The sequence below is a fragment of the Thauera humireducens genome (assembly GCF_001051995.2).
Lineage (GTDB): Bacteria > Pseudomonadota > Gammaproteobacteria > Burkholderiales > Rhodocyclaceae > Thauera > Thauera humireducens.
Genome location: NZ_CP014646.1, coordinates 1,496,948 through 1,509,034, shown reverse-complemented (window position 1 = coordinate 1,509,034; position 12,087 = coordinate 1,496,948). Strand labels below are relative to the sequence as shown.

Annotated in this window: 11 protein-coding genes; 2 read left to right on the top strand and 9 right to left on the bottom strand. The window is 67.6% G+C overall.

The features are described from left to right. Positions 1-29: 29 nt before the first annotated feature. The gene (locus AC731_RS07230) at positions 30-866 is read left to right on the top strand and encodes a creatininase family protein (RefSeq protein ID WP_048702801.1); all 837 of its coding nucleotides are present in this window, start codon (positions 30-32) and stop codon (positions 864-866) included. 32 nt (positions 867-898) lie between these two features. Here the strand turns inward: AC731_RS07230 and AC731_RS07225 are convergent, their stop codons facing one another. Beyond that, on the bottom strand, positions 899-2,056 hold the full coding sequence (locus AC731_RS07225) for a GTP cyclohydrolase II (protein WP_048702804.1): 1,158 nt from the start codon (positions 2,054-2,056) through the stop codon (positions 899-901). A gap of 250 nt (positions 2,057-2,306) precedes the next feature. Between AC731_RS07225 and AC731_RS07220 the strand changes: the two genes are divergently transcribed. Continuing rightward, positions 2,307-3,005, top strand: coding sequence for a RibD family protein (locus tag AC731_RS07220; RefSeq protein WP_048702808.1), 699 nt, complete (start codon positions 2,307-2,309; stop codon positions 3,003-3,005). Here the strand turns inward: AC731_RS07220 and AC731_RS07215 are convergent. From AC731_RS07215 to AC731_RS07180, 8 genes are read right to left on the bottom strand one after another with little or no spacing between them, the layout of a single operon-like run. After that, positions 3,002-3,205, bottom strand: coding sequence for a hypothetical protein (locus tag AC731_RS07215; RefSeq protein WP_048702821.1), 204 nt, complete (start codon positions 3,203-3,205; stop codon positions 3,002-3,004). The two genes, AC731_RS07220 and AC731_RS07215, sit on opposite strands and share 4 nt — an antisense overlap. A 35-nt stretch (positions 3,206-3,240) precedes the next feature. Then, positions 3,241-4,941, bottom strand: a complete 1,701-nt coding sequence (locus AC731_RS07210) for a hypothetical protein (protein ID WP_048702825.1) — start codon at positions 4,939-4,941, stop codon at positions 3,241-3,243. Next, positions 4,938-5,255, bottom strand: coding sequence for a hypothetical protein (locus tag AC731_RS07205; RefSeq protein WP_048702828.1), 318 nt, complete (start codon positions 5,253-5,255; stop codon positions 4,938-4,940). Before AC731_RS07205 ends, AC731_RS07210 begins: the two co-directional genes overlap by 4 nt. Then, a complete protein-coding gene (locus AC731_RS07200) occupies positions 5,252-5,659 on the bottom strand; it encodes a hypothetical protein (RefSeq protein WP_048702831.1) in 408 nt (135 codons plus the stop codon). Before AC731_RS07200 ends, AC731_RS07205 begins: the two co-directional genes overlap by 4 nt. Beyond that, positions 5,656-7,665 (bottom strand): hypothetical protein, encoded by a 2,010-nt coding sequence (locus AC731_RS07195; protein WP_048702835.1) that lies wholly within the window; start codon positions 7,663-7,665, stop codon positions 5,656-5,658. Before AC731_RS07195 ends, AC731_RS07200 begins: the two co-directional genes overlap by 4 nt. After that, on the bottom strand, positions 7,666-8,769 hold the full coding sequence (locus tag AC731_RS07190) for a hypothetical protein (RefSeq protein ID WP_048702839.1): 1,104 nt from the start codon (positions 8,767-8,769) through the stop codon (positions 7,666-7,668). After that, positions 8,770-9,294: a hypothetical protein gene (locus AC731_RS07185; RefSeq protein WP_048702843.1), complete on the bottom strand. Its 525-nt coding sequence runs from the start codon at positions 9,292-9,294 to the stop codon at positions 8,770-8,772. After that, the gene (locus AC731_RS07180) at positions 9,291-12,008 is read right to left on the bottom strand and encodes a tape measure protein (RefSeq protein ID WP_048702846.1); all 2,718 of its coding nucleotides are present in this window, start codon (positions 12,006-12,008) and stop codon (positions 9,291-9,293) included. Before AC731_RS07180 ends, AC731_RS07185 begins: the two co-directional genes overlap by 4 nt. Positions 12,009-12,087: the final 79 nt, after the last annotated feature.

The window sequence follows — 12,087 nt, the reverse complement described above, 5'->3', positions numbered from 1 at the left end:
TCATCCCCAGGCACGATGGAGTGCGACCCATGTCCCACCAAGCCGAGCGAAGTCCAGCAATCCCGTGGTGGCAGGATCGAACGCCACGGGAGATCGCCGCACTCGCTGCCGCCGATGGCGTGGCGCTGCTGCCGCTGGCCGCGATCGAACAGCATGGCGAGCACCTGCCGCTGTCGACCGACCTCGACATCGCGCTCGGCCTCATCGACGCCGCCTTGCCGCGCGTGCGCGAAGGGCTGCCGGTGTGCGTGCTGCCGCCGCTCGCGGTGGGACTGAGCCTGGAACACTGCGCGTTTGCCGGCACCCTGAGCCTGAGCCCGGAGACGGCGCTGGCGGTCATCGTCGAACTGGGCGAGTGCGTGGCGGCCGCGGGTTTCCGCCGTCTGGTGCTGTTCAACAGCCACGGCGGAAACAAGGCGCTGGTCGATCTGGCGGCGCTCAAGCTGCGGGCTGCGCTGCGGATGCTGGTGGTGCGTGCCAACTACTTCCGCTTCGCGCCGCCGCCGGATGTGCTGCCCGCTGACGAGCTGCGGCATGGCTTGCATGGCGGCGCGCTCGAGACGGCCATGATGCTGCACCTGGCACCGGCCAGGGTGCGCATGGACCGCATCGCGCACTTCGACTCGCTCGGGCGGGAGATGGCGCGTGAAGGACGGCTGCTGGGCCCCGAAGGCGAGGCCGGTTTCGCCTGGATGGCGCAGGACCTGAATGCGGGGGGCGCGACGGGCGATGCGCGCCTGGCTACGCCCGCCTTGGGTGCGCGCCTCGTCGAGCACTATTCCGGGCAGCTCGCGCGGCTGATCGAGGACGCGCACGCGTTCGATCTCGCCCGTCTTGCCGACGGGCCGCTCGACGGCGCGGGCTGAGCTGCGGCCGCGCGCCATCGTCGCCGTGCAGCTCAGCCGCGCGCGGCGGCCTCGGGGGCCGGCAGGCTCTCGGGTGTGGGCGAGGACGGCTCGCCCTGCTCGTTGAGCAGTTCGTGCAGCCAGTGGCCGTGGCGGCTGGCCTTGGTCTTGAGGTAGCGCTGGTTCTGCTGCGTGACTTCGCCGTAGATGGCCTGGCGTGCGGTGACGTTGATGCCTGCACGCTGCAGGGCCTCGACCTTGCTCGGGTTGTTGGTGAGCAGCAGGATGCGCGACACGCCCAGCTGCTCGAGCATCTCGTGGGCGACGCGGAAATCGCGCTCGTCCTTCGAGAAACCGATCGTCTGGTCGGCGTCGATGGTGTCCAGCCCTTCATCCTGCAGCCCGTAGGCGCGCAGCTTGTTGGCCAGGCCGATGCCGCGTCCTTCCTGCGACAGGTAGAGCAGGATGCCGCCGCCCTGGGCGTTGATCGCCGCGACGCCACGGCGCAGCTGCTCGCCACAGTCGCAACGCAGGCTGCCGAAGAGATCGCCGGTGAGGCAGGACGAATGCAGGCGTACCGGCACGTCCAGCGGCCACTCGGCCGGATTGCCGATGACGATGGCGACGTGCTCGTGAATGCCGTCGGCCTCGCGGAACAGCACGAAGCGGCTGTTCTCGGCTTCGGCCAGCGGCACGCGCGCCTCGCTGATGCGGGTCAGTGCGCCGGGGCCGCTGGCGCACAGCTCGAGCGCGGTGTCGGCGTCGACCGCGAGCAGGTTGCCGCGCGACACTTCCGCCGCGATGCGTTCGGCCTGTGCCGGCGCCACCGCGCAGGCGATGGCGGCAGGAACGAGCTGGGCGCGCGACAGCAGGCGGATCGCCGCCTGGCTCGCCTTGTCGGCAACGGCCTGGCGGGCGTTTGCCGGCAGGTGCGCGCCGCGCATGCAGGCGAACTCCCGCAGCTGCTGGCTGTCTGGGAGGGGCGACAGTGTGATCGCGAGGGGGGCGGACGCATCGGCGATGCCGAGCGCGGCCATGCGGTGGCTGGAGAGCACCAGGCGGGGCGCGGAGCCGCTCAGGGTCCGGAGTTCGGTCAGCGCCTTGTCGTCGAGGCCTTCGACGGCCTGGACGAGGGTGGTGCTGCCGTTGTCACGCACGAGGATGGGAAGGCCGCGTCGCAGGTCGAAAATGGCACGTTCGGCTTGGCGCATCGGGTGTTCTCCGTGGGAGTGTTCGGGTTCTTATTGGCGCGTGTGTTCCGCCGGGGCGGTGTGGGCAGGCGCAAACCGAATCAGTCGAGGTTGTCGGATGTCAGGTACAGAACTTGGGTCAGATTGGGGCTGGCGCTGCATTTTGCAAGCCCATGCGCACGCTTGGTCCTTACAGCCCGTCACAAGGTTCCGTGAGGGCGATCACTCGCTCGAGGTCCGAGTCGGCGGTGACTGGCGCTGCGGACACGCCATGGCGCCCGAAGCTGTTGATCTGCTGTCGCTTTTTCTGCCGCTCGTGGCGCGCACCGGGCCGCTCGCCATCGCCCAGCTTGGGCAAAGCCTGGATGGCCGCATCGCGACCGAAAGCGGGGCCTCGCACTATATCAACGGATTGGAGGCCCGCACACACCTGCACCGGTTGCGCGCGGTGGTGGATGCCGTGGTGGTGGGCGTGGATACGGTCAACGACGACGATCCGCAGCTGACGGTGCGCCATGTGGCGGGGCACAACCCGGTGCGCGTGGTGCTGGACCCGCGCGGCCGGGTGCGCCAGCGCAGCCAGCTCCTGCACGACGGGGCGGCGCGCACCGTGCATGTCGTCTCCAGTGCTGCGGGGGGCGAGCTTGCCGCCGGCGTGCAGCGGGTCGTGCTGCCGGTGTCCGCGGACGGACGGTTCGAGCCGACGGTGGTACTGAACTGGCTGCAGGCGCAGGGCTTGCACCGCGTGCTGGTCGAAGGCGGAGGGCGCACGGTGTCGGCCTTCATGCATGCTGGCGGCCTTGACCGCCTGCACCTGCTGGTGGCGCCGTTGGTGATCGGCTCCGGTCGGCCGGGCCTGCAACTGCCGCCGGTTTCGACGCTCGAAGAGGCCTTGCGCCCGCGCTGCCACAGCTATCGCTGCGGCGAGGACACCATCTTCGACCTGGAACTGCGCCGCAGCCCGGGCTAGGGCGCGCGCCGTGCCAGCACCCAGGCGCCGGGCAAGGTCGACAGCAGCACGACGAGGCCGTAACTGATCGAGATTGCCACGCCCTGCGCCACGTCGAGTTCCGCGGCGGCCCACAGCAGCGCGGCGGCGCCTTCGCGCAGTCCCCAGCTGAAGCGCGCCGCGAAAACTGCGGCACTCTGAGCACGAAAATCGCACGCCATGCCGCTTGTGCACGCCGCAACGGAATTGCGCAGAGCTAAAGGAAGCAGCGCGCGGTGTCGCCGTCGACGATCTCGCCAGTGATCGGATCAGACCCTGCCCATCCGAAGTCTGAGGCGACGGAGCCGGTCTTGAGCACCGATCTGTACTGAGCCGGAGACGCAAGTGCCACGAGGCGAATCGGCGGCGAAGCCGACGGGATGCGAAGCATCACGCCCCAACAGCGACTGCCGAAGCGCAGCGGCTCGTAATTGACATCTCCCCACTGACCGATGAAAGCAATGCTGCGGCTCAGGTTCTCGCGCGGCAGAGTGCCGTACAGCGCACCTTCCGGCACCGAGTACTGCACATCCTCGGTCGAGCCGAGCATCCAGCCGACGTAATAGTTCGTCGTCGGCGGACCCAGTGGCCCCGCCTGGCTGATCGTGTTTGACACGCCTGCGATGTTGTAAGACACATCGAGCGAATACGTGCTGTCCGCAACGAGCTGGGCGCGCACAGCTGTCTCTGCGTAAGACCCCGAGAACGGAATCGACATCGTCGGCGCGCAACTCAGGCGCATCACAGCGTCGATCGTCCGAGACATCGTGGCCGTGTACAAGTAGTTGGTGTCGATGTCGTCAGCAATCGCCGGACTGTCGCGCAGGGTCGGCGTAGTGAGCGAGAACACTGTCGTCAGCGTGCCCGCGACATCGAGCGACACGAGCTGCAGCGCGTCGGCTTCGTCGTAGTAGGCCCCGGCGAGTAGCTTGAGGGCAATCGGTTCGGAGACGGTTCCGGGCTGCGGGGTGACGCCGCTTACGTAAACGCCTGGACCGCCGAAAAGCCGGATGGCCGCATCCCTTGGTGTTTCACCGGGGTTGGTGACGCCAGACGACGGGACGAGCGTTTCGGCCGTGCCTGTGCCTAGCCAAGCGGTGAACGGCACGCCGATCGCTGTCGCAGCCCTCTGCGGCAGCAGGCTGTGCGCTGTGACCGTACAGGCCGGCGGAACGCCCGCCAGGCGGATCTCGAACCCGCCGGGGCTGAGTCCGGGCGCTGACGGATGTGACACGGTGAGCGGGCGCCCGCTGCCCAGGAAAACCGCAGCAGTCTCAGACGAGGCGAAGGTGCGCGTGTACTCGTACCGGTGCGCCAACACCACCGCCCGTCGCCCGGTGCTCGAAATGGCCTCGAGCGTGGCGCGAACAGGCCGCCCGCTTGGATTGACAGCGAAGGCATACGTCGGAAAAGAGGCGTTGTCGCCACCGATGCTGCACGGCACATCCACGGTTTGCACCACTGTGCCGATAGGCTGCCCGTGCTCGAAATGCCCGAATCGCCTGAACGTGAGCCGTAGCAGGCCCGGGTCTGCAAAGCGGGCGCGCACGAGCCAGCGACCGCCGTCCTCATCGACATAGATCCAGCCTTGCGCGGGGCTCGGCGACGTATCGCTCAGGTTGGCGCCGTACAGCCTCCGGCGAAAGCCGCTGATGATCCCGTAGTTGATCCACGTCCGCCCCGAGGCATCGTCGGCGGCGATCTCGTCCGGAGTGCGCTCGGGCACGGTCGGCGTACCGGGGATACGCAGCACGAAGGAGTCCGTCCCGAACGGCTGCACACCGGGGCACGCGATCTGCACCGTGTCAGGCGTTGGGGTAGTGATCTGCCCCGTGGCGGCGCTGTAGAGGCCGTGCGCCGTGTCGCCGAACTTGACCGGACGCAACAGCGGCAGACGAACGGGACTGAAACGATTCATGGGGCTGGCGCGGGCGGCTCGTCCCACACGAAACGGCCACCACCGACGAGTGCGATCGACTTGATCGGCTCTTCCACGAAAGTGATGACGCCATCGACGCTGCGCCAGGTGCGCGCAGCAAAGTACTCACGCTGCGTGGCGTCCGACTCTTCCAGCCCGCTACCAGCCTGGGCAGATGAAGGTCGGCCGACACCTACGCCTCCCGGCTTGGCGCCGACGACCGGCTTGCGCACAAACTCTTTCCAGCCCTTTTCTTTCTTGATGAGCCCGTCGACGGCCTTCTGGAGCTCTGAGGACTGCGCGGAGGAGGTCATGACTCAACCACAGCGTTCGTGGTCAGAAAAAGGTCGTCGGCCAAGCCAACGGGCTGAGAGCCCTGTTCTGTCCGCACGAAAACCGTGATCTTATTAGCGGCACCACTGGAAAGCTCGGTGCCGACGGAGATTGCCGCCCCACCGACGGCGGTATCGAGTCCGCCAGCTGTCAGTGCCAGCTTGACCTGCGACACATCAGCACCGCTCCCTGGGCCACCATCCGCCGGCGCGATGGTTATCTGATTCGAGCCGGGGCCGATTGCCGTGCGCAGCGTCTTGCCCGGCATAGGCGACCCAAAGTAGACGATGCGGTCGGTCGGGCCGAGATCCTCCGTCACAGTCGCCCCGGCGCTCTGCAGGCTGGTCAATGCCGGGTCGTTGTAGAAATTCCAGCTAACGCTCATACGATGGTCTCCAACAAATCTGTGGGGATGGCGACGGCGATCTCGGTCTCGGAGACGAGTTCGCGGGGATCGCGGTCTTCAGCCGCCATGTCTGGGGCGCGGATCGTGAGCTTGTGCGGGTAGTACTCGCGGCCTTCGACCGCCGCACCCTCCCGATTGGTCACGAAGCCGACCATGGCGGAATCGTCGAATGGCGGGCTTTCGGGGTCGCCGCCGACGTAGGTTCCGATCGTGCAGCTGTAGGCGGACACGGGCGGAAAATACTCATCGATAGGGGCGGGCGGGAGCACCCATGCCGGGTGTGGCGCATCGGCATTACCCGGCATCCCGACCGCCAGCAGCACCTCCGATGTCGCGTTGCCAGAAGCCACGTCGAGCAAATGCTCGACCTGCTCGACGTCGCCCTGAGCGCGCATGCGCTCGTGCTCAACGGTGATGCGGGTGTCCAGCCATAGGTCCGGACGGCACGCCAAGGCGAAGGAGACGCGCCCCGACCTGGACGCCGCCCATAGCGAGACCCAAGCACGATCCAGAAGCGTGCGCATGATCACTTCCGCGGCTGCTTCGTCTGCTCCTTCCGGCTGCCAGGCAAGGGAGGCATCGCCAAGCCCTACCGCGCCGGGTATCGCAGGTTCCACAGATACGTCTCGCCCCCAATCGGGCTGATCGAACTCAGCCTCAAGCGTGGCGCCAATCTCATCCCAGACCGGGCCGCCGAGCTGAGCCTCGATCTCTGGCCAGACAACATTGATCGTGTAGTCGCGCGTCACGGACTGCTGCCAGAGCGCGCCGTACTCTTGCCGAAAACCGGTTGCGAGGCTCGGCGCAACGTCTGGCGGGAGCACAAAAGTCACCGAATCCGTGCCACCCAAGCTGCCCTCGTACGGCGGCACAGGGTCCAGGAAAGGACGCCGCAGCTCGTAGCTGCCGGGCGTCGGGCGCAGGATCGTCAAGGGCGTTGTGGCAAACCAGTCCGGGAGCGAAGACGCCGCCGATTCCACCATGGCCGACGTCAGCCACTGAACCGAGTCCTTGAGCAGCTCCCCCGTGGTGAAGTCGTACCAAGACACGAAGAAGCTCAGCGGCTGGTTGAATTGCGCGATGGCTCCTCGGTAACGCAGCAGCGTGTAGCGATACTGAAAGCGGCAAATGATCCGCGAGCGAAGGCTGTCCCGCGTCGGCAATTCGATCGCCAAAGAGCCCTCGTCGACGTCCGCGGTCCGGACAGTGAGCGATCGCGCCGCAGCGCGCCACGGAATGATCCGCGGCGACTGCCAGACATCCAGCGCCCAAGACGCCCCCACCGACTGCAGCCGCTCTTCCATATAGCGAAAGTTGTCGTCAGGCTCTCCAGACACTGCCGCATGCCACCGCCCGCCCACAGCGTCGTCAATGGCTTCACGACTCATCGCGGCCCAGATCTCCTGGGCGCGATCCGTGCATAGGCACGCGATCGACCCGATATCGAGCCCAACCTCGGTGAGCTGCACCACCCCGGTGAAGACACGCTGCGCGTTTCCACCACCCTGCTGCGCAAAGGCGATCGTTACCGCGCGGCCAATAAGCGACTGGGGAGCAAGGTTCGACGCCGGCAAGAAGGTGAACTCGGCCAGGGCCGCGGCGTTGCGCGATCTACGAACACGCACCGGGGCGCTGTGGTCAATGCGATCGGAAATGTCCGCCCCGCCGAGCGTGACGACGGCCGTCCATAGTCCGTTGGGCGCCGCCGCCCACGACGCCGCGCCGTCCAGCCCTCCGACGACACTTGCAGGCAGCACCCGCACCGGCCAAGGGGTGGCCACCACGCCAGGGGGTGCAATCGTTACAGGCCACGGCGTGGTGACGCGCTGCTCGGGTGCCGGCTGCACAGTCACCGGCCACAGTGTGCGGACGTAGGGCGTTGCGATGGTGATCGGCCACGGCGTGGTGACGTACTCGAGCACCAGCGCGGCGGGCGAGTCACCGCCGATTGCTGCTGCGCCGATGGCCTCTGCCGCGATGCTCACTTACAGCGCCTGTGCAACGGTCGCGCGCAGCGAGCCGGTCCAGTGCCAGTCGGCTGGGGCGCCAGCATTGACCCGGACGTCGACAAGGTCGGTGAGTCCGCTATCCACAGCCAGCGTCGCGGATGCAGCGCCGCCCGTGGTGTCGTGGATAACAGTTACAGTCGGCGTGCCCACCAGCGCAATCGCCGAGCTGCTGTAGCGCACGACGCCCGTGATGCGGGCCGCGTAGGCGCCAGTCGTCGAATTGCGGCCGATCACCATTGCCTCGATCAGCGCGGTGCCGCTCGTGCCGGGCAGCTGGAAGCGGTTGCCGGCTACGTCCTGCAGGTTGTAGTTGCCCCCCTGCGATACGACGTGGCCGCACCACTCGAGGGAGGCGAAGTTCGATCCGCCCTTTGCGACGACAGCGCACTTTTCAGCAGAAGCACCGGGCATCGCAAAGCCATAACTGCCGCTCGCGTTTGCCGCTTGGCACGCGACAGCGTAGAAGCCAGACGCCGTCGCCTCGGGGAGTGCAACTGCACGCCACCCGCTTGAAATGGAGTCAGCGCCGATTGCGACCGCACGCTGGCTGCTTGCTCGTGCGCCCAGCCCGATCGCTACAGCGGCCCACTCGCTGGATGTGTTTGCAAGGGCCCCATTGCCGATTGCCACACTATCGCTGCCAGCCTTAGCGCCGACGCCGACCGCAGCGCCACCCGACGATGCGAAAGCAGCCGACCCGGCTGCAACGCCAGTGCCACCCACCGTCGGCTGCACGAAACCATCGGTCGGCACGCCGATCGCGCACATCAACTGAGCGGGAATCACGCAGGCGACCTTTTTCGTGCCCGCAGGGAAATTGACCTTGTTATTGAGGTTGCTCGATGACAGTACAAGAGTCCGCGCGAGACTCCATGTCGTCGCCGGCTTGCTCAACGTGCCGACGCCGATCTCCCAGTTGGCACCGTCTTCGGTGACGATGCGGTAGGGCATGAGATCAGAATTCGCAAACCCTGCCAGATTGAGCGATTGCCGGCCCGGTACCGTGCCGCCGAGGGCAAGCGTCCCCGTGCCGGTGCCAGTGGTATAGACCTCGACGAGATCTCGATAGAGCTGAGGCATTTAACCCTCCTCGCAGATGAGTTCCCACGACGCGACCGCGCCCTGGGCGTCGTAGTAGGACCGGACGCCCGCAGGCGCCCGCACGGTAAGCAGCGGGTACCACAGCACCTGGTAGCTCACAGCCCCTGCCAGCAGGCCAAGGGTTGCCGTGTCGCCAGCAACGACCACCGGCACCGGGCGGAGCAAACCTGTTGCATCCACTGCAAACCCGAACGGAGCCGCATCGGCCCGACGGGCCACGGGCAGGGCAAATATGTTGGAGGCGGCCTGCTTGCTCCGAGGGGCAACGCATCCCAGCACGAAGGGCTGAGACCAATCGCGGCCATCAAGCCCTGGCGGGATCAAACCTGCAGCACTCAGCGTGGTGCGCGTCTTGCGCCAGGTCTCCTGATGCACAGCGGCTCCGCCGCCCAGACGACGCACAAAGAAGCCGCCGAAGTCCTCGTATTGCTGCTGGATCTGCGCCCCCGCGTGAAGCGGAAGACGCAGCCCGTCGATCATCAGATCGGGCTGCCGGCGGCTCATCGACGACCTCCGACTTCAATCGCGGCGATGCGGAACACGCGAATCAACTCCGACCGCACGTCACGCGGGACCGTAGCGTTGAATTTGCCGAGCCGACCGAAGTCCAGGACCAGCGGATCACCAGCCCCACCGGACTGGCCGCCCCCCGCACCGACCGGCAGCGACGGCGCGGCCACCCGGCCAAGCACACTCGCCCCACCGATCTCGCCGCCATACGCGTACCGCGGCACGCGGCCAGCCAACAGGTCGCGCATGAAGCGCGTGCCGTACCGGCGCACGGTCGGGCGGTCGATGACCCACTCGCCCGGGGTGCCCCAATACAGCATGTTGTCGCTACGGTCGTGGTGCGCGGTGCCGGGCAGCGGCCCCCCGTATGCGCGCTGCGGGAGGTCGCCGAGGAGGTCATCGACGCGGCCATCGACGCTCGACTTGCTCACCACCACCGCGGGGATCACGATCGGGTTGGCGGCCAGCTTCTGCTCAAGCGCCTGGCGCAACTGGTCGGCACTGGCCTCGGCGCCCGCCTTGTCGAAATCGACCTCGAGCTGCTTGAGCCACTCAGCCTTGGCCACCGTATCGGTGATCAGCTGCTGGATCTCGGCAGCGCGCGCGCGCTCCTTTTCCACACCGGCCGCGGCTTCGGCCTCAAGCCCCTGCGCGGCCTCGTCCTGGATCTGAGCGATCTGCTTCGCCAGGTACTGCAGCACCAGGGTGCTCTCCTGCCCCGACTCGTCCAGCTGCTGCACGATCTGCTTGGCGCGCTCGGCCTGGCGGATCGCGCCCTCAAGGTCACCTTGGCCCAGCGTGCCGCGCGCCTTTGTGATCTGCGCCGAGGCATCCAGCGACGAGGCCTGCTGCCCCGTCTGGCGCTGTCCCAGCCCGGCGATGAAATCCTTGTTCGACTGCGCGAGGTTCTTCGTGCGGTTCTGCGCCGCCTCCTGCTTGCGCAGCGCGGCCTCGATGCCCTTGGTGGCGTCGTCGTAGGCCTTCACTTGTGCGTTCAGCACCTGGCGCAGATTCGCCAGCTCTTCCGCCTTGATCGCCTCCACCCGCTGCTTGTGGGCCGACAGCGCGGCGATGCGCTCATTCATCGCCTGCTCTTCGGCGCGGGCGGCCACCGCCGCGGGCGACTGGCTGTCACGCAGGCGCTGCGCCGATGCCTCGGCCCGCGCAATCGCCTGGTCGGCTTCGGCCTGCGCCTTGCGCATGTCCAGGTAGGCCGTGACGGCGGCCTGGATGGACTCGATGCCGCCGATGATGATGCCGACGCCCAGCACATTGCGCAGCTTGGTCAGCAGGGGGATGGCCCGCCCCGCATTGGTCGCCAGCACACCGGTGGCCGTGGCCGCAGCAGACACCCCTGCGGCGCCGGCCGCCCCCGCTGCCCCAAGCCCGGCAAGCGCCCCGCCGTAGCTCAGCACCTTGCGGGCGATGACGAGCTTCAGCAGCGTCTCGGCCGCGCCCGACAGCGCGGCAATCGCCTCGATTGCGGCCTCGATCGCGGTGGCCACGTTGATCATCGCGTCCGAGATGTCGGCGGCCCACTCCTGCAGCTCGCCCGTTTCCTTGAGCCGCTCGAACTCAGCCAGCAGCGACTGGATCCGCCCGGTCAGGAAGTCCAGCACACCGGCGTCGGCGATCAGCGTGTAGAACTCGTCCAGGGCGTCCTTGGCGTTGCTCACCGCGCCCGCATAGGTCTGCATCAGCTCGGCGCTGGCGCCCGCATTGGCGTTGCCCAGCGCGCCGATCAGCTTCACGATCACGTCGCGGCCAAGCTCGCCCGCGCTGGCCATCTTCTGCAGCTCGGCGGTGTTGCGGCCGGTCACCTGGGCCAACAGATCCCACACCGGCACGCCGCGCTCGGCAAGCTGCAGCAGCTCCTCGCCCTGCAGCTTGCCCTTCGTCCAGGCCTGCCCAAGCGCCAGCGTGATACCCGCCAGCGCCTCGGTGCCGCCGCCCAGGGTCGCAGCCGTATCGGCCAGCGCCATCATCTGCGACATGGTCGGGCGCAGCCCGAACGCGGTCAGCTTGGCATAGGCCTCGGTCAGCGCCGACACCTCGAACGGTGTGGTGCGTGCAAGCTCCTTTATCTGCCCGAAAACCTCGGTCGCCGCCTGCTGGCTGCCGAGCAGGCTCACAAGGCGGCGCTCGAGCTGCTCGAATGCCGAGCCCGTTTGCAGCACATTGCGGGCGGCGTCGGTCAGGCTATTGAGGCCAACGAACGCCGCCACCCAGCCGGCCGCAGCGCGCGCCGCACTGGCCATTCGCGCCGACGCCTCGCCCGAGGCCTCGCCCAGGCTTCGCGCTGCCTTGGCGCTCGCATTCAACTCCGGCGGCAGCTGTCCCGCCTCGCGCCGCAGTTCGGCGAGGCGCTTCTGAAACTGGGCGGTCACCTGCTGCGCGTCGGCCGGCAGCATGGGCTGGTTGCGCAGCAAGGTGACCGCGGCGCGCAGCTTCGCCACCTCGGCGTCGATGTCGCGCACCGCTTTCACGCCCAGCGTGCGAAACGCCTCCTGTGCCGCGCCCGCCTTGTCGAACGCAGCCTTCAGGCCGACGACGCCGCTGTCCGCACCATCGAACGCGGTCTTGAGGCTCTTGCCGGCCGAATCCGCCGACGATGCGGTTTTCTTCAGCGAGGATTCGACACGCGCCAGCTCGGCCGCGGCCCCTCCGGCCGTGGCGTCGACCCGTAGATTGATGCGCTTGTCTGTCATGCCCCTTAGCCCTTACTTCTTGCCTGCCGCCACGCGGATCGCGGCCATTGCCACGCTCCACGGGTAGTCCCACACCCCG

What these genes read in the sequence shown, in the direction of transcription:
- AC731_RS07200 (WP_048702831.1), bottom strand. Translation starts at nt 5,659, where the DNA reads ATGAGCGTTAGCTGGAATTTCTACAACGACCCGGCATTGACCAGCCTG.
- AC731_RS07225 (WP_048702804.1), bottom strand. Translation starts at nt 2,056, where the DNA reads ATGCGCCAAGCCGAACGTGCCATTTTCGACCTGCGACGCGGCCTTCCC.
- AC731_RS07230 (WP_048702801.1), top strand. Translation starts at nt 30, where the DNA reads ATGTCCCACCAAGCCGAGCGAAGTCCAGCAATCCCGTGGTGGCAGGAT.
- AC731_RS07210 (WP_048702825.1), bottom strand. Translation starts at nt 4,941, where the DNA reads ATGAATCGTTTCAGTCCCGTTCGTCTGCCGCTGTTGCGTCCGGTCAAG.
- AC731_RS07205 (WP_048702828.1), bottom strand. Translation starts at nt 5,255, where the DNA reads ATGACCTCCTCCGCGCAGTCCTCAGAGCTCCAGAAGGCCGTCGACGGG.
- AC731_RS07215 (WP_048702821.1), bottom strand. Translation starts at nt 3,205, where the DNA reads ATGGCGTGCGATTTTCGTGCTCAGAGTGCCGCAGTTTTCGCGGCGCGC.
- AC731_RS07190 (WP_048702839.1), bottom strand. Translation starts at nt 8,769, where the DNA reads ATGCCTCAGCTCTATCGAGATCTCGTCGAGGTCTATACCACTGGCACC.
- AC731_RS07220 (WP_048702808.1), top strand. Translation starts at nt 2,307, where the DNA reads ATGGCGCCCGAAGCTGTTGATCTGCTGTCGCTTTTTCTGCCGCTCGTG.
- AC731_RS07185 (WP_048702843.1), bottom strand. Translation starts at nt 9,294, where the DNA reads ATGAGCCGCCGGCAGCCCGATCTGATGATCGACGGGCTGCGTCTTCCG.
- AC731_RS07180 (WP_048702846.1), bottom strand. Translation starts at nt 12,008, where the DNA reads ATGACAGACAAGCGCATCAATCTACGGGTCGACGCCACGGCCGGAGGG.